This is a genomic window from Nesterenkonia sp. F, assembly GCF_000220985.1.
Taxonomy (GTDB): Bacteria; Actinomycetota; Actinomycetes; order Actinomycetales; family Micrococcaceae; genus Nesterenkonia.
In genome coordinates this window covers 65,653-89,662 of record NZ_AFRW01000116.1, presented here as the reverse complement: position 1 = coordinate 89,662, position 24,010 = coordinate 65,653, and the positions used below count along the sequence as shown (strand labels likewise).

At 73.0% G+C, this 24,010-nt stretch carries 19 protein-coding genes and 1 pseudogene; all 20 read left to right on the top strand.

Annotated elements, in window-relative coordinates; translation table 11 throughout:
* Positions 1 to 119 precede the first annotated feature (119 nt).
* The 20 genes and pseudogenes from mraZ to GU5_RS0109845 all read left to right on the top strand — a co-directional run bounded on the left by mraZ (position 120) and on the right by GU5_RS0109845 (position 24,010).
* Positions 120 to 551, top strand: coding sequence for a division/cell wall cluster transcriptional repressor MraZ (gene mraZ, locus GU5_RS0109945; RefSeq protein WP_010525428.1), 432 nt, complete (start codon positions 120 to 122; stop codon positions 549 to 551).
* A gap of 141 nt (positions 552 to 692) precedes the next feature.
* On the top strand, positions 693 to 1,697 hold the full coding sequence (gene rsmH / locus GU5_RS0109940; RefSeq protein WP_010525427.1) for a 16S rRNA (cytosine(1402)-N(4))-methyltransferase RsmH: 1,005 nt from the start codon (positions 693 to 695) through the stop codon (positions 1,695 to 1,697).
* Positions 1,694 to 2,359, top strand: coding sequence for a hypothetical protein (locus GU5_RS0109935; RefSeq protein WP_010525426.1), 666 nt, complete (start codon positions 1,694 to 1,696; stop codon positions 2,357 to 2,359). The genes rsmH and GU5_RS0109935 overlap by 4 nt, the downstream gene beginning before the upstream one ends.
* Positions 2,360 to 2,459: 100 nt before the next feature.
* The gene (locus GU5_RS0109930; protein ID WP_010525425.1) at positions 2,460 to 4,268 is read left to right on the top strand and encodes a penicillin-binding protein 2; all 1,809 of its coding nucleotides are present in this window, start codon (positions 2,460 to 2,462) and stop codon (positions 4,266 to 4,268) included.
* Between the two features lie 219 nt (positions 4,269 to 4,487).
* A complete protein-coding gene (locus GU5_RS0109925; protein WP_010525424.1) occupies positions 4,488 to 6,185 on the top strand; it encodes a Mur ligase family protein in 1,698 nt (565 codons plus the stop codon).
* A complete protein-coding gene (gene murF, locus GU5_RS0109920) occupies positions 6,182 to 7,675 on the top strand; it encodes a UDP-N-acetylmuramoyl-tripeptide--D-alanyl-D-alanine ligase (protein ID WP_010525423.1) in 1,494 nt (497 codons plus the stop codon). Before GU5_RS0109925 ends, murF begins: the two co-directional genes overlap by 4 nt.
* Entirely contained in the window at positions 7,669 to 8,772 is a 1,104-nt protein-coding gene (gene mraY / locus GU5_RS0109915; protein ID WP_029514189.1) for a phospho-N-acetylmuramoyl-pentapeptide-transferase, read from the top strand. Before murF ends, mraY begins: the two co-directional genes overlap by 7 nt.
* Positions 8,769 to 10,493: a UDP-N-acetylmuramoyl-L-alanine--D-glutamate ligase gene (gene murD / locus GU5_RS0109910; protein WP_010525421.1), complete on the top strand. Its 1,725-nt coding sequence runs from the start codon at positions 8,769 to 8,771 to the stop codon at positions 10,491 to 10,493. Before mraY ends, murD begins: the two co-directional genes overlap by 4 nt.
* A 96-nt stretch (positions 10,494 to 10,589) precedes the next feature.
* Positions 10,590 to 12,374 carry a putative lipid II flippase FtsW gene (ftsW, locus tag GU5_RS16425; protein WP_010525420.1) on the top strand — a complete coding sequence of 595 codons (1,785 nt, stop codon included), beginning with the start codon at positions 10,590 to 10,592 and terminating at the stop codon, positions 12,372 to 12,374.
* Complete coding sequence (locus GU5_RS0109900) at positions 12,371 to 13,609, top strand: glycosyltransferase (protein ID WP_010525419.1); 1,239 nt, start codon at positions 12,371 to 12,373, stop codon at positions 13,607 to 13,609. Before ftsW ends, GU5_RS0109900 begins: the two co-directional genes overlap by 4 nt.
* A gap of 42 nt (positions 13,610 to 13,651) precedes the next feature.
* Positions 13,652 to 15,157, top strand: coding sequence for a UDP-N-acetylmuramate--L-alanine ligase (murC, locus tag GU5_RS0109895; RefSeq protein WP_010525418.1), 1,506 nt, complete (start codon positions 13,652 to 13,654; stop codon positions 15,155 to 15,157).
* The gene (locus GU5_RS0109890; protein WP_010525417.1) at positions 15,154 to 16,344 is read left to right on the top strand and encodes a cell division protein FtsQ/DivIB; all 1,191 of its coding nucleotides are present in this window, start codon (positions 15,154 to 15,156) and stop codon (positions 16,342 to 16,344) included. The genes murC and GU5_RS0109890 overlap by 4 nt, the downstream gene beginning before the upstream one ends.
* 599 nt (positions 16,345 to 16,943) lie before the next feature.
* The gene (ftsZ, locus tag GU5_RS0109885) at positions 16,944 to 18,257 is read left to right on the top strand and encodes a cell division protein FtsZ (protein ID WP_010525416.1); all 1,314 of its coding nucleotides are present in this window, start codon (positions 16,944 to 16,946) and stop codon (positions 18,255 to 18,257) included.
* A 49-nt stretch (positions 18,258 to 18,306) separates the two neighbouring features.
* Complete coding sequence (locus GU5_RS0109880; protein WP_010525415.1) at positions 18,307 to 19,113, top strand: polyphenol oxidase family protein; 807 nt, start codon at positions 18,307 to 18,309, stop codon at positions 19,111 to 19,113.
* A gap of 10 nt (positions 19,114 to 19,123) precedes the next feature.
* Positions 19,124 to 19,930 carry a YggS family pyridoxal phosphate-dependent enzyme gene (locus tag GU5_RS0109875; protein ID WP_010525414.1) on the top strand — a complete coding sequence of 269 codons (807 nt, stop codon included), beginning with the start codon at positions 19,124 to 19,126 and terminating at the stop codon, positions 19,928 to 19,930.
* A gap of 116 nt (positions 19,931 to 20,046) precedes the next feature.
* Positions 20,047 to 20,740 (top strand): annotated as a pseudogene (locus GU5_RS17920) (cell division protein SepF).
* 72 nt (positions 20,741 to 20,812) lie between these two features.
* Positions 20,813 to 21,100: a YggT family protein gene (locus GU5_RS0109860; protein ID WP_029514186.1), complete on the top strand. Its 288-nt coding sequence runs from the start codon at positions 20,813 to 20,815 to the stop codon at positions 21,098 to 21,100.
* A gap of 213 nt (positions 21,101 to 21,313) precedes the next feature.
* Positions 21,314 to 22,348, top strand: coding sequence for a DivIVA domain-containing protein (locus GU5_RS16415; RefSeq protein WP_010525412.1), 1,035 nt, complete (start codon positions 21,314 to 21,316; stop codon positions 22,346 to 22,348).
* A 133-nt stretch (positions 22,349 to 22,481) separates the two neighbouring features.
* Complete coding sequence (gene lspA, locus GU5_RS0109850; protein WP_010525411.1) at positions 22,482 to 23,015, top strand: signal peptidase II; 534 nt, start codon at positions 22,482 to 22,484, stop codon at positions 23,013 to 23,015.
* A 71-nt stretch (positions 23,016 to 23,086) separates the two neighbouring features.
* The gene (locus GU5_RS0109845) at positions 23,087 to 24,010 is read left to right on the top strand and encodes an RluA family pseudouridine synthase (protein ID WP_029514190.1); all 924 of its coding nucleotides are present in this window, start codon (positions 23,087 to 23,089) and stop codon (positions 24,008 to 24,010) included.

Sequence of the window (24,010 nt, the reverse complement as noted above, 5' to 3'; positions counted from 1 at the left end):
GCGAGATCCCGGGCGAATCATGGTTGAAAGTGGGGTGAAGTGGGGTAAAGTGGGGGGCGTCAGAGGGCAACAGGGTCTATGGAGGCGGTCCGACACGACCATGTGAGGCGGTGGGAGCTGTGTTTCTCGGCACCTACTCACCTCGTATGGACGACAAGGGGCGTCTCATCCTTCCCGCGAAGTACCGGGAGGAGCTGGCCGACGGGCTGGTCCTCACGCGCGGACAGGAACGGTGCATCTACGTGTTCTCCGCCGAGGAGTTCCAGAACGTCCATCGGCAGATGCGCCAGGCCCCGCTGACCTCACGCCAGGCACGTGACTACATCCGCGTGTTCCTCTCCGGCGCCTCGGACGAGGTGCCGGACAAGCAGGGCCGGATCACCATCCCGGGCACTCTGCGGGAGTACGCGGGCCTCGACCGCGAGGTCACGGTGATCGGCGCGGGAGACCGCGCCGAGATCTGGGACGCCGCGGCCTGGAACGCCTACCTGGAGGAGAAGGAGACGGAGTTCTCGTCCACCGACGAGGAAGCCATCCCCGGACTCTTCTAGGCCGGCGAGGACGGCCCCCGGTCCCTGGGGCGGGTCCTCCCGCCGCGACGGGCGCATCCTGACATCCCTTCCCCGGTGTCAGGCGGCCCCGGAGCGGAGGGGGAACCGGTCGCAGGGCCCCGACCCGATGACGGAGGCAGGATGAGCGAGCGCGCGGCGTCAGACCGGCACGTCCCGGTCATGCGTGACCGGTGCCTCGAGCTGCTCCGGCCCGGCCTCGACGCCGCCCGCGCAGCCGGCGAGACCCCCGTGGTCGTCGACGCCACGCTGGGCATGGGCGGCCACGCCGAGGCGCTGCTCGCCGTCGAGCCCGACGTCGTCGTGCTGGGGCTCGACCGTGATCCGCAGGCCCTGCAGCTGGCCGGTGAGCGTCTCAGCACCTACGGCGACCGGCTTCGCGGCGTCCGCACGGTCTACGACCGGGTGGACGAGGTCGCCGCCGAGCATCTCCCGGCCGGCCGCGGGCTCGCGGGGGTCCTCTTCGACCTCGGTGTCTCCTCCCTGCAGCTCGACGAGGCCGAGCGCGGCTTCGCCTACTCCTACGACGCCCCGCTGGACATGCGCATGGACGGCGGTGAGGACTCCGAGGACGAGACCGCCGCCGAGCTGCTGACCCGGGTCTCCGAGGCTGAGCTGCGCACCATCCTGCGCGAGTGGGGCGAGGAGAAGTTCGCCGGACGGATCGCCCGTTCCATCGTCGCCCGCCGTGCCGACCGTCCCTTCGCCACCACCGCCGACCTCGCCGCCGTCGTCGACTCCGCGGTGCCGGCGGCCGCCAAGCGCACCGGGGGACATCCGGCCAAACGGACGTTCCAGGCGCTGCGCATCGCGGTCAACCGGGAGCTCGAGGTCCTCGCCGACGCCGTGCCGCGGGCGATGGACGCGCTGGCCCCGGGCGGCCGGCTGGTGGTGCTGAGCTACCACTCCCTGGAGGACCGGATCGTCAAACGGGCGATCGCCGGCCGCACCACCTCCTCGGCGCCGGTGGGTCTGCCCGTCGAGCTCGAGGAGCACAAGCCCACCTTCCGCGCGGTCACGCGCGGCGCCGAGACCCCCGACGACGCCGAACGGGCCGCCAACCCGCGCGCCGCCTCCGCGAAGCTGCGGTCCGCTGAGAAGATCAGAGCTGTGAGGAGCACGACATGAGCACACAGGCCTCCCCGGAGCCGGAGGAGCTCTCCGGAGTCGCTCCGGAGTCCCCGGTCGACGCTCAGCGCTCCCCGCTGCGCGCGACTCGACCGGCCCTGCAGGCCCTGCCCCGGCTGCGTCGTCGTCACCGCGGGCTGGTCGGCGGCGTCATCGGCCTGATGGTCACCGCGCTCATCGCCGTGCTCGCCATCAACGTGCACATCTCGACGACCCAGTACCGGGTCGTCGAGCTCAGTGAGCAGCGTCAGCAGCTGGTCCAGCAGAACGAGGCGCTGGCCCAGCAGGTCCAGCACCTGGAGTCCCCGCAGGTGCTCTCCGACAGCGCCGTCTCGCTGGGCATGGTCATGCCCGCCCGCTCGGGGGCCTTCGACCCGGATTCCGGCCAGGTGGTCGGCTCGGCCGAGGCCGCGGACTCCGGCGACCGACCGTCGAGCTTCGTGCCCGCCCCGACGGCGCCCGGGCAGGAGGGCGCGGCGCCGATGGACGTCTCCGAGGAGGCCGCCGCGGCCCCCTCCGGGCTGCTGGGGGCCGGGGCACTGGACGCGCTGGCGCGCTCCACGACGTCTCGGCCGGAGAGCGGCGCGGCGGGCGAGGACGACCAGCAGTTCTCCGCCGACCGGCTCGACGGCGGCACCGTCCCGGCGCCGTCGCTGGACTGAGCGGGGGACGTCGCACACGAGGGCGCGCTGGACGGCGCGCAGGACGGCGTGAGGGGCTGAGCACAGCCGGCGGGCGAACGCCGGCGCAGGAGGACGAACGATGACGAGCACCACGGGCGGAACGACCCGGCGGCGGCGCCACGAGGCGATGGTCTCGCGGCGGCTGCGCATCGTGCTGTGCGTGTGCCTGGTCGTGGTGGCCGTCCTCGGGCTGCGCCTCTTCCAGGTCCAGGGTCTCGACCCCTCGGGGCAGGCGCAGGCCGCCGTCTCGGAGCGGCTGCGCAGCCAATCCATCCCCGCCGAGCGCGGTGACATCCTCGACGCCGACGGCGACGTGCTGGCCACCAACGTGCAGCGCTACGACCTCGCCGTCGATCAGACGCTCGTCGACGACTACCGCGTGCGCGACGAGGCCACCGGCCTGGTCACCACGAAGTCCGTCGACGAGGCCGTCGGACAGCTCGCCGAGATCCTCGACGCCGACGTCGAGACGCTGCGCGAGAGGATGTTCGGCGACGAACGCTACTCGGTCGTGGCGCGCTCGGTGACCCCCGAGCAGCGTCGCCGGGCGATGGATCTGGGCATCCCCGGGCTGAACGCCGAGCAGGTCGCCCAGCGGACCTACCCCTCCGGCTCCGTGGCCGGCTCGATCCTGGGCTACGTGGGCTCCGACGGCGAGCCGCTCGACGGCCTCGAGCTCTCCCAGGACGACGTGCTCTCCGGCGAGGACGGCGAGCGGGTCTTCGAGGTCGGCGCCGACGGAGTCCGGATCCCCACCGCCACGCTGGAGGAGACCCCCGCCGTCGACGGCAGCGACGTGCGGCTGACCGTCGACCAGGACCTGCAGTGGTTCGCCCAGGAGGCGATCGCGCAGAAGACCCACCAGTACGACGCCGAGTGGGGCAACGTCACCGTCATGGACGTCGAGACCGGGGAGATCCTGGCGATGGCCGACTCGCAGACGGTCGACCCGTCGGATCCCGGCGCCACCGAGGAGCTCTTCCGCCGCCCGCTGGCGCTGACCCAGGACTTCGAGCCGGGCTCGACCGGCAAGGCCATCACCTTCGCCGCGGCGCTGGAGGAGGGGGTGGTCTCGCCGACCGACTCCTACACGGTGCCGCACGAGAAGGAGTTCGACGGCCAGGTGATCCACGACTCGATGGACCACGCCACCTACGACATGACTGCGGCGGGCATCTTCGCGCGCTCCTACAACACCGGCACGGTGATGGTCGGCAACCAGATGTCGGAGCAGACGCGCTACGAGTGGATGCGCGAGGTCGGCCTCGGCGGAGACCTCGACGTCGGGATGCCCACCAGTGCCACGTCGCTGCTGCGGTCGCCGGAGGAGTGGGACTCGCGACAGCCGTTCACGACGCAGTTCGGCCAGGGCTACACCTCGACGGTGCTGCACAACATCAACCAGTTCCAGACCATCGTCAACGACGGGGTCCACGTGCCGCCGCGGCTGATCTCGGCGACCATCGCCCCCGACGGCGAGGAGCATCCTTACGAGGCCGGCGAGTCCGAGCGGATCTTCTCCTCGGAGACCTCGCAGGAGATGCTCAAGCTCATGGAGGGCGTCGTCGACCACGGCACCGGCTACGGGGCGGAGATCGCCGGCTACCGGGTCGGCGGGAAGTCCGGCACCGGCCAGGACGCCGGCTCCTCGGGCGGCTTCGACGGACTGACGAGCTCCTTCGTCGGCGTCGCGCCGCTGGACGATCCGCAGTACCTGGTCTCGGTCACCGTGCACCGGCCGCAGGGGGACTGGCAGGACTGGACGGTCACCGACACCTTCCACGACGTGATGGCGCAGGTGCTCAGCACCCGCAACGTCGCGCCGACCGGCGAGGAGAGCGAGTCCTACGACGCGTTCGTCGGGGAGGACCAGGACAAGCCATGGTGACGTCGATGACGTCGGAGGGCGGACGACGGCGCGTCCGGCCGCCATCCGGCCCGTCCGTGATACAACGGCATATCGGTCGGGCCGCACAGCCCGTCCGGGCGGCTCCGGCCGTCCGGCGCGTCTGACCGGTCCCCATCGGTCCCGGGCGTGCGCCGCCGCGCCCGAGACGATCCGCCCGCCGCGATCCTCCGCCCCGACGACCACGGAACGAGAGACTTCATGCCCCGCACCGACGCCCGGCTGTCCGTCGCCGAGCAGGACAGCGTCTTCCGCCCCCGCCAGGTGGCCGGCGCCACCGTCGGCGAGCTGGTCGAGGAGCTGCAGGCAGCCGGCCACGACCCCCTCCTCAGCCCGGCCGGCCGGCTCTGGACGGAGGTGCGGGTGACCGGGGCGGCGATGAACCCCCAGGCCGTCGGGCCCGGCGATCTCTTCGTCGCCGTCCGCGGCGCCCGCGCCCACGGGGCAGACTTCGTCCGTGCCGCGCGCGACGCCGGCGCCGCCGCGGTGCTGACCGACCACGCCGGCGTGGACACGGTGCGCTCCGAGGTGGGCTATCGGATCCCGGTCATCGAGGTCCGGCGCGTCCGGCAGGCCGCCGGACCGGCCGCCGCCCGCATCTACGGCAACTCGGCGACCTCCGGGCCCGCGCTGTTCGGCGTGACCGGCACCAACGGCAAGACCACCACCACCTACTTCCTCCGCTCGCTGCTGGACACGCTCATGGCCCGCCGGGACCGGGGCACCGGACTGATCGGGACCATCGAGATCAGCGCCGCCGGCGATCGCATCCCCTCGCAGCTGACCACCCCCGAGGCCGTCCAGCTGCACAGCCTGATGGCGCTGTTCCGCGAACGGTCGGTGGGTGCGGCGGCGATGGAGGTCTCCTCGCATGCGATCAGCTACGATCGCGTCGCCGGGCTGCACTACGACGTCGCGGGCTTCACCAACCTCACCCAGGACCACCTGGACATGCACGGCACCATGGAGGACTACTTCGCCGCCAAGGCGGACCTGTTCACCCGACGGCGGACGCGGACCTCGGTGATCACCGTGGACGACCCGTGGGGGCACCGGATGGCCACGGCGGCCACCGGCCGCGTGGTCACGCTGGCCACCGCCGGCCAGCCGGCCGAGGTGGACTGGGAGGTCCTCGACGTCGCCTCGGACGGGCTCGGCCAGGCCTTCACGCTGCACCACCTGCGCAGCGGAGAGCGGATCCGCACCCGCACCGGCCTGCCCGGCGGCTTCAACGTCTCCAACGCCGCCCTGGCCGCGGTGATGGTCCTCGAGGCGCCGGATGCGGAGTTCTCCCGCGAGGAGGTCGTCGCCGCCCTCGAGGAGGAGGACCCGTTCAGCGTCAGCGTGCCGGGACGCATGCAGGTGCTGGCCGACGAACCGGCCGCGATCGTGGACTTCGCCCACAACCCGGACGCGATGATCCGCACGCTCGAGGCCGCCGCCTCGGCCAAGCCCGACGGTCGGATCGTGCTGGTCATCGGCGCCGCGGGCGACCGGGACCGCGGCAAGCGGCCGACGATGGGCGCGATCGCGGTGCGGATGGCCGACCATGTCATCGTCAGCGACGATGATCCGCACGGCGAGGACCCCGGGCAGATCCGCGCCGCGGTGCTCTCCGGCGCCCGCGAGGCGATCGAGTCCGGCACGCTGACCACCGAGCTGGAGGAGATCGTGCCGCGCGCCGAGGCGATCGAGCGGGCCGTGTCCGTCGCCGCCGCGGAGGACACCGTGATCATCGCCGGCCGCGGCCACGAGGTCCACCAGGACTACGCGGGCGAGCACCGGCCCATCGACGACCGGATCGAGCTGCACCGGGCGCTGCGTCGGCGCGGCTTCACGCCGCTGCCGCTGAAGGACACCACTGTCGACATGACCCAGATCGGAGCCGAGCAGACATGATCGAGCTCTCCGCCGCCGAGGTCGCCGAGGCCGTCGACGGGCGCCTCGTCGGCGTCGTCGACCCGCACGCGGCGACCGTCACGGCCGCAGACACCGACTCCCGGGCGATGGTCCCGGGGGCGCTGTTCATCGCCAAGCCCGGCGAGACCACCGACGGACACCTGTTCATCGAGGACGCGCTGGCCGCCGGCGCGGTGCTGGTGCTCGCCGAGCGCGAGACCGCCGCCGCGGACGGGACGCCGCATCCTGCGGTGATCGTCGAGGACGTCGTCGCCGCGATGGCGCGGCTCGCCGCCGACGTCGTCCGGCGCATCCGCGAGCACTCGCCGACGACCGTCATCGGCATCACCGGCTCGGCCGGCAAGACCACCACCAAGGACCTGCTGCGCGCCGTCCTCGAGGCCGAGGGCCCCACGGCGGCGCCGCAGGGCTCCTACAACAGCGAGGTCGGCGTGCCGCTGACGGTGTTCACCGCCGCGCTCGAGACCCGCTATCTGGTCGTCGAGATGGGCGCCGACGCGCCCGGCAACATCCGTGATCTCGCCGCCATCGTCGAGCCCGACGTCGGCGTGGTGCTGATGGTCGGCTCCGCCCACGCCGGGAAGTTCGGCGGGGCGGAGAAGATCGCTGCGGTGAAGCAGGAGCTGGTCGAGGCCGTCGGCCCCGAGGGCACGGTGATCCTCAACGACGACGACCCCCAGGTGCGGGCCATGGCCGACGTCGCCGCCGCGCCGGTCACCTGGATCACCGCCGACTCGATGGACGTCGCCCCGCGCGCCGTCGCCGCCCAGCAGGTGATGCTCGACGACGACGGCCGCCCGCAGCTCACCCTGGTCTTCGGCGCGGAGCTGGTCGACCCCGACGAGCCGCGCGCCGTCGAGCTGACCAGCGGACTCATCGGCGCCCACCATGTGACCAATCTGCTCGCCGCGGCGGCCGCGGCCGCCGTCGTCGGGGTGGGCTCGGCGGCGATCGCCGAGCGCCTCGACGGTCGAGGGGCCGCGAGCCGCTGGCGCATGGAGCGCACGGAGCGGGCGGACGGGGTGACCGTCATCAACGACGCCTACAACGCCAACCCCGAGTCGATGCGCGAGGCGCTGCGGACACTGGCGATGATCACCCGCTCGGCCGGTCGCCGCTCCGTCGCGGTGCTCGGCGCGATGCTCGAGCTCGGCGACGAGTCCATCGCCCGACACGCCCAGCTGGGGGAGACCGTCGTCCGGCTGGACATCTCCCGGGTGCTGGTCGTCGGCGAGGAGGCCTATCCGCTCTACCGCTCCGCGATCGCGGAGGGGAGCTGGGGCTCGGAGGTGCGCTGGACGGCCACCGCCGAGGAGGCCGAGGAGCTGCTCGCCGACGAGCTGCGCGCCGGCGACGTCGTGTTGTTCAAATCGTCCCACGGCGCAGGACTTAGACTGCTGGGAGACCGCGTCGCCGCCCGGCACGGCGACGCCCTCGACGGCAGCGGGAAGGCAGGTACCACGTGGTAGGAGTAGTGATCGGCTCCGCGCTGGGGCTGGTCCTGACGCTTCTCGGCACGCCGCTGTTCATCCGTCTGCTGGTCAGACGCGGCTATGGGCAGTTCATCCGGGACGACGGACCGACCTCGCATCACGTCAAGCGCGGCACCCCCACCATGGGCGGGGCGGTGATCCTGCTGGCGGTGGTCGTGGCGTACTTCGCCACCCATCTGCTGCTGACGCTCACCCGCGACTCCGCCGGCCCGTCGGTCTCGGGGCTCCTCCTGCTGCTGCTGACCGTCGGCATGGGCGCCGTGGGCTTCGCGGACGACTTCAGCAAGATCAGCCGGAAGCAGTCGCTGGGGCTGACCCCCTGGGCGAAGATCCTCGGACAGGGCGTCGTCGGCGTGCTCTTCGCCGTGCTGGCGCTGAACTTCCCGGACGCCCACGGGCGCACCCCCGGGTCGACGGCGATCTCCTTCGTCCGCGACACTCCGCTGGACCTGGCCTTCGCCGGGCCGGTGATCGGCGGGATCCTGTTCGTCCTCTGGGCGAACCTGATCACCACCGCGACGACGAACGGCGTGAACCTCACCGACGGCCTCGACGGTCTGGCCGCCGCGGCGACGGCGATGGTCACCGCCGCCTACACGATCATCTCGATCTGGCAGTACAACCAGATCTGCGGCGGCCCCGGCGCCGTCGAGGGGGTCTGCTACAGCGTCCGGGACCCGCTGGACCTGGCGATGCTGGCCGGGATCATCACCGGCGCGCTCATCGGCTTCCTGTGGTGGAACACCTCCCCGGCGAAGATCTTCATGGGGGACACCGGATCGCTGGCCCTCGGCGGCGCGCTGGCGGCCTTCGCGATCCTGACCAGCACGGAGCTGCTCTTCGTGATCCTCGGCGGGCTCTTCGTGCTGATCTCGCTGTCGGTCATCATCCAGGTCGGCTTCTTCAAGATCTCCGGCGGCCGGCGCATCTTCCTCATGGCGCCGCTGCAGCATCATTTCGAGCTCAAGGGCTGGGACGAGGTCACCGTGGTGGTGCGCTTCTGGATCATCGGCGCGGTCGCCGTCGGCCTGGGACTCGCAGTCTTCTACGGCGAATGGGTGGTCTTCCAATGACGAACCGGCCCGACTCCGCGCAGGACCCGCGCGAGGTGCAGGACGGCGCCGACGACGGCGACGATGCTGGGACGGAGTACGAGGGTCGCCTCGACGTCGCCGGCACCGAGCCCGAGCGCGAGCCGGAGGTGCTGCCCGCGCTGCGCGGCTGGGACGCGCCGTGGAGCGAGCTCACCGTGGCCGTGGCCGGCCTGGGGCTCTCCGGATTCGCCGCGGCCGACACGCTCGCCGAGCTGGGCGCCCGCGTGGTCGTCGTCGACGCCGGGGCCGGGGAGCGGCAGCGGCGCAGCGCCGAGACCCTCGGGCTGGTCGGCGTGGACGACGTCCGGCTGGGGGCCGAGCATGCCGAGTCGCTGCCGCTGGTCGACGGCGCGGCCCCCGACGTGCTGGTCACCTCGCCGGGCTGGCGCCCCGACTCGACGCTGATCGTCCAGGCCGCCGAGCACGGCGTGCCGGTCTGGTCGGAAGTCGAGCTGGCCTGGCGACTGGGCCCGCGCCCCGGGGCGAAGGACCCCGACTGGCTGGTCCTCACCGGCACCAACGGCAAGACCACCACGGTGCGGCTGCTCGAGTCGATGCTCGTCGCCGACGGGCTCCGAGCTGTGGCCTGCGGCAACGTGGGCATGCCGGTGCTCGACGCGATCCGCGACCCGGAGGGCTACGACGCGCTGGCCGTGGAGCTCTCCAGCTTCCAGCTGCACTACACCGAGCTCCTCGACCCGGTCGCCTCGGCGGTGCTGAACGTCGCCGAGGACCATGTCGACTGGCATGGCAGCTTCGCCGCCTACTGCCGGGACAAGGCGCGCATCTTCGAGAACACCCGGGTCGCCTGCGTCTACAACGCCGATTCGCCGCTCACCGAGCGGATGGTCGCCGAGGCCGATGTGCAGGAGGGCTGTCGGGCGATCGGCTTCACCACCGATGCGCCGGGCCCGTCGATGGTCGGCGTCGTCGACGACGTGCTGGCCGACCGCGCGTATCTGGTCGGACGCCGCAGCCGGGCCCTGGAGCTGGGGCTGCTCTCGGACTTCGGACCGATGGCCCCGCAGCATCTGGTGGCCAATGCGCTGGCGGCCGCGGCGCTGGCCCGCGCCGCCGGCGTCGCCCCGGAGGCGGTGCAGGCGGGCATCCGCACCCACGAGCCCGGCGAACACCGCATCCAGCCGGTGGCCCAGTCCGGCGACGTGCTCTGGGTCAATGACACGAAGGCGACCAACCCGCACGCCGCGACAGCCTCGCTGACCAGCTTCTCCGACGTCGTCTGGATCGCCGGCGGCCTGCCCAAGGGCGTCGACTACGACGAGCTCGTCGCCGCCGCCGCGCCCCGACTGCGTCACGTGGTGCTGCTGGGCACCGACTCCTCCCAGCTGAGATCCAGCCTTCAGCGACACGCGCCGGGCGTCTCGGTGGTCGGCGGAGGCGTGCGAGATGATGACGACGAGGGGCGGCCCGACCGCTCGACGGCCTCGCTGGAGCGTCGTCTCGCCGACGCCGACGGGCGGGAGGCCATGCGGGCCGCCGTCGAGGAGGCGTCCCGCGTCGCCGAACCGGGGCAGACGGTCCTGATGGCCCCCGCCGCCGCCTCGATGGACCAGTTCACCTCCTACGCGACCCGCGGCGAGGCGTTCATCGAGGCCGTGGCGGAGCTGATGGACCGGCTGGGCCATCGGCGGCCCGCGGACGCCGAGACGACGGGCCCGGGCACGACGCCCGAAGCCTGACGACGGCGTCTCGGCGCCGGTGATGCGGCGTCGGCGCGCCGCTCCGGGACCCGGAGACGGCCCGTCGCAGGGCTCCGCCCAGAGACGGAGCCGCAGATGCTCGAGCAGGAGGACGGAATGGACCGACGGCGACCTCGCGTGCCGTCCTCGCCGCGCCCGCGTGCTGAAGGGCAGGAGGAGGGGCGCGGCGGCTCCGCGACCCGCGAGGGCGCCGACGCGCCGGTCGTGGACGCGGTCGGCCCGGCCGCCGAGAGCTCCGCCGACGCCGCGGCCCATGGGTCCGGCGAGGAGGTCGTCGCCGAGGAGATCGTCACCGAGGAGATCGCCGCCGACCGGCGGCGCAGCCTCCGACCGGTCGACGACGCGGACGACGCGGACGACGCGGACGACGCCGCCGTCGACGCGGACGACGCCGCCGTCGACGCCGGTGAGGCCGGTGACGCCGCCGGCGAGGACGTCGAGGACTCCCGGGAGCGGCCCGCGACGTCCGGGCCGGCCTGGCGGGAGCAGCGCCGTCGGCGCCGCCGCGAGCGGGTCCGATCCTTCTGGCGATTCATGGAGGTCGGCAACACGCACAGCACCTTCTGGATGCTGCTGGGGTCCGCCCTGGCGCTGACCGCCGTCGGACTGATCATGGTGCTCTCCTCCTCGGCGGTGGAGACGCTCGGCAGCTCCGGCGGGGCCTACGGCCTCTTCCTCCGTCAGGCGACCTGGGCCGGGGTCGGCCTCGTGGGCATGTTCGCGGCCATGCTGGCCCCGCGCGGCTGGCTCGACCGGCTCGCTTGGCCGGCGCTGCTGCTGGCCCTGCTGCTGCTGGCCCTGGTGCTCACCCCGCTGGGCTACGGCGTCAACGGCAACCGCAACTGGCTGCGGCTGGGACCGATCACCGGGCAGCCCGCAGAGCTGGCCAAGCTGGCGATGGCGGTCTGGTCCGGCTCCGTGCTGGCCCGCAAGGGCGATCTCGTCCGGCACTTCCAGCACGCGCTGGTGCCGGTGGTGCTGCCCGGCGGCCTCGTCGTGCTGGCGCTGGTCATGGCCGGCAAGGACCTCGGCACGGCGCTCGTCTTCGGCGTGCTCATCGCCGCGGTGCTGTTCACCGCGGGCACCCGGATGCGCTGGTTCGTCATCTCCGGGGCGCTGGGCGTGAGCGCGGCGGTGGGGCTGACCCTGGTCAGCGTCACCCGCATGCAGCGCGTGCAGGTATGGCTGGGCATGGAGGGCGCCTGCGAGGGCGTCCGAGACCCCTGCTTCCAGCCGATGCACGGCATCTATGCGCTGGCCTCCGGCGGCTGGTGGGGCGTCGGCCTCGGCCAGTCCCGGCAGAAGTGGAACTATCTGCCGGAGGCGGAGAACGACTTCATCTTCACCATCCTCGGCGAGGAGCTGGGTCTGCTCGGCGCGCTGACGGTGCTCGCGCTCTTCGCCATGCTGGTGCTGGGGATGTTCCGCGTCGCGTCGCGGGCCCGCTCGCCCTTCGTGCGGATCACCACAGTCGGCATCATGGCCTGGATCATCGGCCAGACCGTCATCAACCTGGCGATGGTCACCGGGCTGCTGCCGGTCATCGGCATCCCCCTGCCGTTCATCTCCTACGGCGGCTCGGCGCTGACGGCGACGCTGCTGGCCGTCGGCGTGGTGCTGAACTTCGCCCGCGAGCAGCGCCGCGACCTGCGTCCGGAGGAGGCCGCCCCGGTCGCCGATGCGAGGGGCGACGGCGAGCCCGGCGGCGCGGCCGACGGGCCGCACGCCCGATCCGGCCGCGGAGACTCTACAGTGGATTCCGCCTCCGGATCGCGGCGCGGCGCGAGCCGCGGGAGGGCGAGCCGGACCCCGCGCGTGACCACGGACCCGACCACGAGGAAGCAGGACCCCACAGCATGAGCAGCCAGGGATCGGCATCGCCGGCGACGCACGGTGCTCCGGACGCGGCTCCGGACGTCTCGGTGGTGCTCGCCGGGGGCGGCACCGCCGGGCACGTCAGCCCGATGATCGCGATCGCCCGCGCCGTCGAGCGTCTGATGCCGCAGGCGCGGGTGAGCATGATCGGCACCGAGGTCGGCCTGGAGACCCGCCTGGTGCCGGAGGCCGGCTACGCGCTGGACACGGTGGAGAAGGTGCCCATGCCGCGCCGACCCTCGCGGGACCTGCTCAGCGTGCCCGCGCGACTGCGGCGCGCGGTGGCCGGGGCCGCCGAGATCCTGCGCCGGCGCGAGGCCGACGTGGTCGTCGGCGTCGGCGGCTATGTCTGCACGCCGGTCTATCTGGCCGCTCGCCGGCTGGGCGTGCCGATCGTCGTCCACGAGGCCAACGCCCGGCCCGGCCTGGCGAACCGCCTCGGCGCCCGCTTCGCCGCCCATGTCGGCACCGCCTTCGAGGGCACGCCGCTGAAGCGGGCCGAATGGGTGGGCATGCCGATGTCTCGGCAGATCTCGCAGCTCGACCGCGACGCCGCGCGGGCCTCCGCCCGGGAGCAGCTCGGACTGGACCCCGAGCGGACCACGCTGGTCGTCACCGGAGGCTCCTCCGGGGCGCTCTCGCTGAACAGCGCCGTCGCCTCGGCGGTGGACGACCTGCTGTCCGGCGGAGCACAGGTGCTGCACCTCACCGGACGGGACAAAGCCGTCACCGTCGCCGACGCCGGCTCCGCGACCGGGTCGGAGACCGGCGCAGACCCGTCCGACGGCCCGTCCGACGCCGACGCGCCGCTGAGCCGCCCCGGGTACCACCAGCGCGAGTACCTGGACGGCATGGAACTGGCCTATGCGGCCGCCGACCTGATCATCGCCCGCTCCGGGGCCGCCACGGTCTGCGAGGTCGCCGCGGTGACGCTGCCGGCGGTCTTCGTGCCGCTGCCGGTGGGCAACGGAGAGCAGGAGCTCAACGCCCGCGAGCTCGTCGACGCCGGCGGCGCGCTGCTGGTCAAGGACGAGCACTTCACCCGCGCCTGGATCCGACGCAACGTGGTCCCGCTGCTCGAGGACCCGCGGATGCTGCTGACCATGCGGGACCATGCCGCCGAGCGCGGCATCGCCGACGCCGACGAGCGGGTGGCGTCCGCGGCGCTGACCGCCGCCGGCGTGCCCGAGGACCGACTGCCGGCCGACGAGGCCCGGTGAGAGCGGCTCCGTGCACGGAGCCCCGCGAGAGAGGACGTTGCCATGACTGAAGCCGCCGCCGCTCCGCCGCGCCCGGAGGACCTGGGCCGGGTGCATCTGCTGGGGCTCGCCGGAGTCGGCGTCTCCGCCGTCGCGCGGCTGCTGCAGGCCGACGACGTGCCGATCTCGGGCACCGACGGCAAGGAGCTGCCGGTCCTCGACGAGTTCCGCGCGGCCGGCGTGCCCGTCCGGGTGGGCTACCGCGCCGAGAACCTCGACTCGGTGGAGGAGGAGGCCGGTGCGCCCATCAGCACCGTCATCGCCTCCTCGGTCGCCGCCGAGGGCAATCCCGAGCATGACGAGGCGCGTCGCCGCGGGCTGCCGATCCTGCACCGCTCGCAGGGGCTGGCCGCCGTGATGGCCGGTCGGCGCGGCATCGCAGTGGCCGGCACGCACGGCAAGACCACCACCTCCTCGATGGCCACCGTCCTGCTCGAGCGTGCCGGCCGGTCGCCGAGCTTCGCCGTCGGGGCGACGGTCGCCGGCCTCGGGGTCAACGCCGCCGCCGGGGACGGGGACTGGTTCGTCGCCGAGGCCGACGAGTCCGACGGGTCGCTGCTGAACTACCGCCCCGAGGTGGCGGTGATCACCAACGTCGAGGCGGATCATCTGGACCACCACGGCACTGCAGAGGCCGTCCATCGGATCTTCGTGGAGTTCACCCGGCGCATCGTCGACGGCGGCCTGCTGGTGCTCTGCCTGGACGATCCGGGGGCAGTGGCGCTGCTCGACGACGTCGCCGAGGAGCTCGCGGCCCGCGACGTCGAGGTGCTGACCTACGGGTTCTCCGCCGACGCCCGGCTGCGGCTGCGGGAGCACCGCGACGCCCCCGCCGGGACGCTCGGCCAGCAGATGCTGCTCGGCGGGCCGCCCGCCGAGGACCCCGAGCGCACCGGGGAGGAGCCCGGACCCGACGAGGAGGCGCTGCTGCGGCTGACGGTGCCCGGTCGGCACAACGCCCTCAACGCCGCGGCCGCCGCGGCCGTCGGACTGCGGGCCGGGGTGCCGCTGGCCGAGGCCGTCGAGGCGCTCGGCCAGTTCCAGGGCGCCTCGCGGCGCTTCGACTTCCGCGGCGAGGTCGACGGCGTGTCCGTCTACGACGACTACGCCCACCATCCGACGGAGGTGGCCGCGGTGCTCGCCGCCGCTCGCGCCGCGGCGGGCCAGGAGCATGCGGTCCACGTGGTCTTCCAGCCGCATCTGTACAGCCGCACCCAGCTCTTCGCCGCCGAGTTCGCCGAGGCGCTCGCCGCGGCCGACACCGTCGCGCTGCTGGACGTCTATCCGGCTCGCGAGGAGCCGATCGCGGGCGTGACCTCGGAACTGATCGCCGAGCCGCTCTTCGCCCGGCCGACGCCGCCGTCGGGCGGGGTCCGCTCCCGGGAGGGCGCCGTCGCGGCGACGGTCGCGGCGGCCGCGTCCGGGGACCTGGTGCTGACCCTGGGCGCCGGCGACGTGACCGCCCTGGGCGCGGACCTGGTCGAAGCGCTGGAGCGTCGCGGACGATGAGCCCCCGACCGCCGCGCAGGCCGCGCAGCACCGGCCCGACGCGCGGGGGCCGGAGCGCCGAGGAGGACGCCCCGCGCCGCCCGGCGGCGGATGCGCCCGTTCCCCGGCCGGACCGGGACGTCGAGGCGTCCGGCGACCGGACCGTCGACGACATGACGGGCGGGGACGCCGCAGACGCCGGGCACGCCGGGGACGCGGGGCACGACGCCGCTGACACCGTGGTCCCGCTGACCCGCGACGTCCCGATCGTGGCCGGTCGTCCGAGGACCGCCGGAGCGTGGACGGGGGAGGGATCCTCCCGCCCCGCGGAGAAGGACCCGGAGACGGGCGACGCCGCAGAGCCGCCCGCCGAGCCGCTCGCCGAGCTCCCCGGGGCGGAGGCCGGCGAGGAGCCTGACGAGGAGCCCGACGAGGAGCCCGACGGCGGCTCCGACGAGGCCGCCGACCTGCTGGCCTTCCCGGAGCCGGAGGTGGTCGTCCATCGCCGCCGTCGGCGTCGCGGGGTGCTGCTGGTCCTCGCCGGGCTGGCGGCGCTGGTCGTCGTCGTGCTGGTGCTGGTCTTCTCCCCCCTGCTGACCGTGAGACACGTGCAGGTCGAGGGCAACGACCTGCTCACCGACGCCCGGGCCGAGGAGCTGCTGCAGCCGGTCCTGGGGCGGCCGATGCCCCAGGTCGGAGACGGCCGGGTGGAGGATCTGCTGGACGAGGAGGCGGTCGTCGCCGACATCGTCGTCCAGGGCGAGCTGCCCGACACCCTCCGGGTCGAGGTCACCGAGCACCCGCCGGTGGCCCGGGTCCATCGTGAGGGGCAGGTGGAGTACTACACCGCCGACGGCGAGGTCATCCGCAGCTGGCCGGAGAGCGAGGCGCCGGCGGAGGACGAGTACGCGACTCCGGAGATCTCCAGCGACGCCGCGCTCGATCATCGGGCGGTCTTCGAGGCGATCGTCGGGGTCCTGGGCGAGCTGCCCGGTGCGGCGCGCGAGAGCATGCAGTCCGCCACCGCCGAGTCGGTCGACTCGGTGCGGCTGCGTCTCGACGACGGTCGCACGGTCGTCTGGGGCGGCGAGGACCGCGGAGGGCAGAAGGCCACGGTGCTGGCCGGGCTGCTGGAGTCCGACGCCGAGGAGTTCACGGAGGTCGACACGATCGACATCTCCGACCCCGAGGCCCCGGTGACCCGGTGACACCCGCGACACCCGTGACACGGTGAGCCCTGCCGCGGACGGTCCCGAGCCCGCTCCGCGGCTCCGGATCCCTCGCGGAGACTGTGCTCGGATTCCGTCGGGTGTCCGCCGGGATCTCGCCGGGGAGCTGCCCGGGGAGCTGCCCGGGGATCTGCACGGAACCGGTGCGGAGCCCGCCGGGAGCGCGATCGGCCGGGGACTCGCCCCGCGGGGGTGGGGGATGCGGCTCCTCCGCGCCGGTATCGTGGGCGGAGACGAGGAACCTTCGACCCAGGTCGACCCTTCGGGGCAGACCTAAGGTTCAAGTGCAACGTCAACGTTGCCGAGGGTCTGTGACCACCACAAGAATGTCATGCAGTACGGAGGCTCCCGTCGTGGAGGGCGAGCCGCTGCGACGTCGGAGAGCATCCCGGGCCGGTCCGGTGTGACCGCGAACCATACCGGCCCGGCCGGATGCCGACGACGGGTCAGCTGGAGTCTCCGTCCCCGACGAGGGGACGGAGGCTCCGCCGATTGACAGTGAGGAGTCGCGCCGCGGTCGCCGAGCGGCGGGAGCCTCCGTACTCTTCGACGTGAGAGACGAGCAAGGGACACACAACGTGGCAACACCGAACAACTACCTGGCCGTGATCAAGGTCGTCGGCATCGGTGGCGGCGGCGTGAACGCCGTCAACCGCATGATCGAGGTCGGTCTGCGTGGCGTGGAGTTCATCGCCATCAACACCGATGCTCAGGCCCTGCTGATGAGCGACGCCGACGTCAAGCTCGACGTCGGCCGCGAACTGACCCGCGGGCTCGGCGCCGGCGCCAACCCCGAGGTCGGCCGGGAGGCCGCCGAGGACCACGCCGAGGAGATCGAGGAGGTCATCCGCGGCGCGGACATGGTCTTCGTCACGGCCGGCGAGGGCGGTGGCACCGGAACCGGCGGCGCGCCCGTGGTGGCGCGGATCGCCCGGTCGCTCGGCGCCCTGACCATCGGTGTGGTGACCCGTCCCTTCACCTTCGAGGGCCGCCGCCGCGCGACCTCCGCCGAGGACGGCATCGAGGCGCTGCGCGACGAGGTCGACACTCTCATCGTCATCCCCAACGACCGGCTGCTGTCCATCTCGGACAAGAACGTCTCCGTGCTCGACGCGTTCCGCTCCGCCGACCAGGTGCTGCTCTCCGGTGTCCAGGGCATCACCGACCTGATCACCACGCCGGGCCTGATCAACCTGGACTTCGCCGACGTGAAGTCGGTGATGCAGGGGGCGGGCTCGGCGCTGATGGGCATCGGATCGGCGAACGGCGAGGACCGGGCGGTCAAGGCCGCCGAGCTGGCCATCGCCTCGCCGCTGCTCGAGGCCTCCATCGACGGCGCCCACGGCGTGCTGCTGTCCATCCAGGGCGGCTCGGACCTCGGCCTCTTCGAGATCAACGAGGCCGCCCGTCTGGTGCAGGAGGTCGCTCACCCGGAGGCCAACATCATCTTCGGCGCGGTCATCGACGACGCGCTGGGCGACGAGGCTCGGGTGACGGTGATCGCCGCCGGCTTCGACCAGGTCGACGCGACGTCGCAGCCGATGGCGCAGAACGCCGGGCAGCAGCAGCCCGGCTCGGGCGCCGGCCAGGGCTCGCCGTCGGCGCCGACCCAGCAGCCGCCGCGTCAGCAGACCGGCCAGCGGTCCGCCCCGCAGCAGGGCGTGCCGGGCACGGTCCCGGTCCAGTCCGCCGCTCCGCAGCAGGTGCCGGGCACGGTGCCGATCCAGCAGTCCGGCGGAGCGGCTCCCGCGGCCGGTTCGGCCGACGAGCAGGACACGGCGCCGCAGCAGCGGCAGGCCCGGCAGGAGCAGCAGGACATCCCCGACATCGTCGAGTCCGACTACACCGGCGGACGCAACGACGACCTGGATGTGCCGGACTTCCTCAAGTGACCGGACGTCCGCGGCCCGCGGCCGAGGACCCGCGAGGGGCGAGGGCCGCATGACCAGGCGTCCAGCAGGCGACGCGGACGCCGGCTTCTGGTGGCATCACGCCGCCGGGGCCGGCGTCCGCGTCGCCTTCACGTCGTCGGAGACGGGGAACCTGGCGCTGCACGTCGGGGACGCCGCGGAGCAGGACGACGACGGCCCGGCGCGTCGTGAGGTGCTCGCCCGGCGTCGCATGCTGGAGCGCCGTATGGGCGTCGCCGCCGGGCGGCTGCGCTTCCTCGAGCAGATCCACTCCGCGGAGGTCCGCGACGCCGACGCGTCGGGCCCTGCGGATGGGGCGGCGCCCGTGGGCGACGCGTGGGTCTCGCCGGACGGCTCCCATCCGCTGGCGATCATGGTCGCCGACTGTCTGCCGGTGCTGCTGGTCGGTGCGCGCGGCGACGGCCGCGCGGTCACCGGCGCCGCCCACGCGGGCCGTCCGGGTCTGCTCGCCGGCGTGCTGGAGCGGACGGTGGAACGGATGCGCGACCACGGCGCCCAGCAGGTGCGTGCGTGGATCGGGCCCGGCGCCTGCGGCCGCTGCTACGAAGTCCCGGAGTCCATGCACGCCGACCTGACCGCCCGGCGCCCGGCGCTGTCCTCGCGCACCCGGGTCGGCACGCCCGCCCTGGACCTGCGGGCCGAGGCGCAGACGGTGCTGGTCGATCACGGCGTCTCGGTGGCCGAGCTGTCCGGCTGCACGATCGAGGACCGCACGCTGTTCTCCCACCGGCGGGAGCCGGGCCGCGGCCGTTTCGTCGGCGTCGTCTGGCGTCCGGAGGGCGAGGCCCCCGGGAGCGCCGCCGATGCCCCGCGATAGGGTGGGGTCGATGGACACCACGCCGATCGACGATGCCGACCTGCGCCGCGCCCGCGACGAGGACGCCGATCCGCGGACCCGGGAGATCGCCGCAGGGCTGCTCGCGGTCCGGGAGCGGATCGCCGAGGCGGCGGCCTCCTGCGGCCGCGCCGACGTCCCCGCGCTGATCGTGGTCACCAAGACCTTCCCCGCCGAGGACGTCGTGCGGCTGCACGACCTGGGCGTGCGCGACGTGGGGGAGAACAAGCACCAGGAGGCCTCGGCCAAGGCCGCCGCAGTGGAGCAGGAGCTCGCCCGGCGCGCCGGCCGGGACCCGCAGGAGGCTGCGGCCGACGGCTCGTCGATGCGCTGGCACTTCGTCGGACAGCTGCAGTCGAACAAGGCGGGCTCGGCGGCCGGCTACGCCGCAGCGGTGCACTCGCTCGACCGCGGTTCGCTGCTGACGGCGCTGGCCCGCGCCGCCGGCGATCGGCGTCAGCCCCTGGACTGCCTGGTCCAGGTGGACCTGCGCCGGGAGATCCCGGCCGACTCCCGCGGCGGCGCCGCCCCGGAGGCGGTGCCCGATCTCGCCGACCGCCTCGCCGCCTCCGAGGGGCTGCGGCTCGCCGGGCTGATGGCCGTCGCCCCGCTGGACGAGGAGCCCGCCGAGGCGTTCGCCCGACTGGCCGAGATCTCCCGGGCGCTGCGCGAGGACCACCCGGAGGCGCGGATGATCTCGGCGGGGATGAGCGCCGATCTGGAGGCCGCCGTCGCCGCAGGCGCGACACACCTGCGCGTCGGACGCGATGTCCTCGGGAAGCGCGGAACGGGCCGGTAGTCTCGGGTCCGCGGAGAGACATCGTCCGGGACCGTGCCCGTGACATGGCCCGAGACAGATCCCAGACACGCCCCGAACCTCAGCGCAGGTTCAGTTCTTCCCTCAGGAGAGACCTCATGGCCGGAGCATTCAAGAAGACCATGATCTACCTCGGTCTGGCCGACGGCGAGGAGTACGACGAAGACTTCGGCGCGCAGCAGGGCGCCGGGACACCGGCCGCGAGCCGGGAGTCCCCCGCGGCGAGCTCCTCCCGGCCGGCGCCGACGGAGTCGTCGCGCGTCGCCGGCGACCGGGGCGCCGCTCGTCCGACGGCGGACGCCGCGGCGGGCTCCTCGGTCCGCGCGGGCTCCTCCGGCGACGGCTCGGAGGTCGTCGAGCTGGGGGCCGCCGGGCAGTCCCCGGTGCGCGGGTCCTCGTCCGTCGGCGAGCACAACAGCTCGTCGCTGGCCGTCGACCCGGAATACCGGGCCCCGGTCACCCCGATCAAGCGTGCCCCCTCCTCCCGCGACGAGAGTTCCTCCATGCGCCGTATCACCACTGTCCACCCGCGCTCCTACAACGATGCTAAGGTCATCGGTGAGTCCTTCCGCGACGACGTCCCGGTGATCATGAACGTCACCGAGATGGGGGAGGCCGAGGCCAAGCGTCTCGTCGACTTCTCCGCGGGCCTGGTCTTCGGTCTGGGGGGGTCGGATCGAGCGCGTGACGAACAAGGTCTTCCTGCTGACCCCGAAGAACGTCGAAGTCGTCGCCGACGAGCGCGGCGCCGTGGAGCCGGACTCCTCGGCCCAGTTCTTCAACCAGAGCTGATCCGTCGCGGCGCGACGCCCTCGCGCCGTCTCGTCCGATCCGACCGCACCCTCCGGAGGAACCTGTCCCGCCGTGGATCTCATCGCCGCCCCGATCTACCTGCTGCTGACCGTGTACCAGCTGGCTCTGGTGATCCGGATCATCTTCGACATCACCCAGCAGTACGCCCGCCAGTGGCGCCCGAGGGGAGCGGCGCTGGCGCTGGCGATGGGCGTCTACGCGCTCACCGACCCGCCCATCCGCTGGATCCAGTCCAAGGTGCCGCCGCTGAACCTCGGCGGCATCTCGCTGGACATGGGGTTCATCATCGTCTTCCTCGCCGTGGTCATCGCCAAGGTCGTCGTCCAGGCGATCGGCTGACCGGCCGTCGCGACGGCGAGCGACGGCCGGCCCGGACCGCGACCCGGCCATCAGGGTTATCAGGTTGTGACTCGCTGTGAAGCCTGACTTGAAGGTACCGGTCGTCGTGGTCGGCACCACCGGGGTATCGTATCCGGTGACCACTGGACGATCTTCGGAGACGGCCCGCTCGCGCTCCGTCTCGCCGACAGCTTCTCGATGAGGTGACACCGCATGGCTCTGACTCCCGACGATCTCCTGAACAAGGAGTTTCCGGAGACCAAGTTCCGCCCCGGATACGACAAAGACGAGGTCGACGACTTCCTCGACGAGGTCGTCGTCGAGTGGCGACGGCTGGTCCAGGAGAACGAGGACCTCAAGGCCCAGGTCTCGACGCTCGAGGAGCAGCTGGAGGAGAATCCCGCCGACCTCGAGCCCGACGACCTCAAGGACGCCGGACTGTCCGGCTACGCGGGCACCGACGCCGAGGTCACCGGGACCTTCGACCCGGTCGGGACCGAGGATCCCACGGACGGCGGCACCGTGCAGGCCGGAGCGGCCGTGACGGCCTACCCGGAGTACGAACTGGGCCACCGGCCGGCCCAGACCCGCCGCGAGGCCGCCGCGCAGCCGCAGACCGCCGAGACGCCGGGGACCTCCGCCCAGCCGGCCGAAGGGTCGCAGACCGGGCAGACCGGGCAGACCGGGCAGAGCGCCGCCGGCTCGGACGGCACCGACGCCGGGGACGTCGCGAGCACCGCCACCGGCGTGCTGGCCATGGCTCAGAAGCTGCACGACCAGTACGTCAGCGAGGGCGAGGAGACCCGCGCGAAGTACATCGCCGAGGGGGAGCGGACCCGGGCGCAGTACATCGCCGAGGGCGAGAAGACCCGCGACGAGTACGTCTCCGAGGGGGAGCGGACCCGGGCGCAGTACATCGCCGAGGGCGAGAAGACCCGCGACGAGTTCATCGCCGAGGGCGAGAAGACCCGGGCGGAGCACATCGCCGAAGGTGAGCGGAAGCGCACCGAGATCGTCACCGAGGCCGAGACGCGGGCGGAGAACATGATCGAGGAGGCCGAACTGACCTCCTCGCGCACGCTCTCGGCGCTGGAGCGCAAGAAGACCGACCTGGAGACGAAGGTCAGCGAGCTGACGAGCTTCGAGCGCGATTACCGCGCCCGGCTCAAGGACTACATCGAGGGGCAGCTGGCCCAGCTCAACAGCCGCGGCTCCATCGAGAAGGAAGCCAGCGGCGCCGAGGTCTGAGCCGCGGGCGGAGCCGGTGCCCGGGAGGACTGATCTCCCGGGCGCCGTCGTGCCATCCCGGACGTCCACGCGGCGTCCCGCGCCGTCCCGCGCCGTGGGACGGCGCAGAACAGCAGAGGAGAGCAGGACGCCTGTGAGCGAGACGCGCCCGTCGCCGAGCCCCGCACGCCGCACGGCGATCCTGGTCGCGGCGGCGGTCGCCGTCGTCGCCTGGGGGCTGGACCAGCTGACCAAGTGGTGGGTCGTCTCCACGCTGAGCCTCGGCGAGGAGATCGCGGTCCTGCCGCCGGTGCTCTCCTGGAGGTTCCATCTCAACCCTGGAGCGGCGTTCTCGCTGGGCACCGACCACACCTGGCTGTTCACCCTGATCATGGTGGTCGTGCTGACCGTGGTCGTCGTCCGGTCCCGCCGGCTGGGCGGGTCCTGGCTCTGGACGCTCGGGCTGGGCGGCCTCGCCGGGGGCATCGCCGGCAACCTGACCGACCGGCTGTTCCGCCCGCCCTCCTTCGGCGAGGGCGAGGTCGTCGACTTCATCGCGGTGCCGCACTTCGCGATCTTCAACATCGCCGACTCGTTCATCGTCTGCTCGATGATCGGCATCTGCGCGATGCTGGTCTTCGGCCTGGAGATGGACGGTCGCCGCACCCGCGGCGACGAGGAGGACTGAGTCCCACGAACCCCGAGTCGCAGAACCCCGAGTCGGAGAACGTCGAGTCGTCGAACCCCGAGCCCGAGCGCCTGACGGTCCCCGAGGCGCTCGACGGGCGGCGCGCCGATCAGGTGATCGCCTCCTGCTGCGGGCTGTCCCGCACCGAGGCCGCCGAGCATCTGGCCGCCGGCGCCGTCGTCCATGCCGCCGGCCGGTCGGCCGGCCGAGTGGTGAAGAAGTCCGAGAAGCTGACCGCCGGGACGGAGCTCGACGTCGACCCGCCGGCTGCCCGCGATCCGCTCGAGGTGAGGGTCGAACCTGTGGAGAACCTGCGCATCCTGCATCAGGACGACGACATCGTCGTCGTCGACAAGCCCGTCGGCGTCGCCGCCCATCCCTCTCCGGGCTGGACCGGTCCGACGGTGATCGGCGGGCTGCTCGCCGCCGGGGTGCCGATCTCGACCTCCGGAGCCCAGGAGCGCCGCGGCATCGTCCACCGGCTCGACGTCGGCACCTCCGGAGTGATGGTGGTGGCGAAGAACGAGCAGGCCTACAGCGTGCTCAAGGACGCCTTCCGGCGCCGCACGCCGACGAAGATCTACCGGGCCCTGGTCCAGGGGCTCCCGGACCCGATCGACGGGACCATCGACGCCCCCATCGGCCGCCATCCCGGCCACGAGTGGCGCTTCGCCGTCGTCGAGGACGGCCGGGCCTCGCGCACCCACTACACGTTGCTGGAGGCCTACGGCCGGGCGAGCCTGATGCGGGTGCAGCTGGAGACCGGCCGCACCCATCAGATCCGCGTGCACTTCTCCGCCCTCGGCCATCCCTGTGCCGGGGACCTGACCTACGGCGCCGATCCGGGACTGGCCGCCGAGCTGGGGCTGACCCGCCAGTGGCTGCATGCCGCCGAGCTCGGACTGGCCCATCCGCGCACCGGCGAGCAGGTGACCTTCACCTCCGCGCACCCCGATGACCTGGCCACCGCCCTGTCGATCCTGGAGAATGGATGA

Coding starts and splice junctions, on each gene's coding strand:
- GU5_RS0109900 (WP_010525419.1), top strand. CDS start 12,371: ATGAGCAGCCAGGGATCGGCATCGCCGGCGACGCACGGTGCTCCGGAC.
- rsmH (WP_010525427.1), top strand. CDS start 693: ATGAGCGAGCGCGCGGCGTCAGACCGGCACGTCCCGGTCATGCGTGAC.
- GU5_RS16415 (WP_010525412.1), top strand. CDS start 21,314: ATGGCTCTGACTCCCGACGATCTCCTGAACAAGGAGTTTCCGGAGACC.
- ftsW (WP_010525420.1), top strand. CDS start 10,590: ATGCTCGAGCAGGAGGACGGAATGGACCGACGGCGACCTCGCGTGCCG.
- murC (WP_010525418.1), top strand. CDS start 13,652: ATGACTGAAGCCGCCGCCGCTCCGCCGCGCCCGGAGGACCTGGGCCGG.
- GU5_RS0109930 (WP_010525425.1), top strand. CDS start 2,460: ATGACGAGCACCACGGGCGGAACGACCCGGCGGCGGCGCCACGAGGCG.
- GU5_RS0109890 (WP_010525417.1), top strand. CDS start 15,154: ATGAGCCCCCGACCGCCGCGCAGGCCGCGCAGCACCGGCCCGACGCGC.
- GU5_RS0109875 (WP_010525414.1), top strand. CDS start 19,124: ATGGACACCACGCCGATCGACGATGCCGACCTGCGCCGCGCCCGCGAC.
- murD (WP_010525421.1), top strand. CDS start 8,769: ATGACGAACCGGCCCGACTCCGCGCAGGACCCGCGCGAGGTGCAGGAC.
- GU5_RS0109880 (WP_010525415.1), top strand. CDS start 18,307: ATGACCAGGCGTCCAGCAGGCGACGCGGACGCCGGCTTCTGGTGGCAT.
- GU5_RS0109935 (WP_010525426.1), top strand. CDS start 1,694: ATGAGCACACAGGCCTCCCCGGAGCCGGAGGAGCTCTCCGGAGTCGCT.
- GU5_RS0109925 (WP_010525424.1), top strand. CDS start 4,488: ATGCCCCGCACCGACGCCCGGCTGTCCGTCGCCGAGCAGGACAGCGTC.
- murF (WP_010525423.1), top strand. CDS start 6,182: ATGATCGAGCTCTCCGCCGCCGAGGTCGCCGAGGCCGTCGACGGGCGC.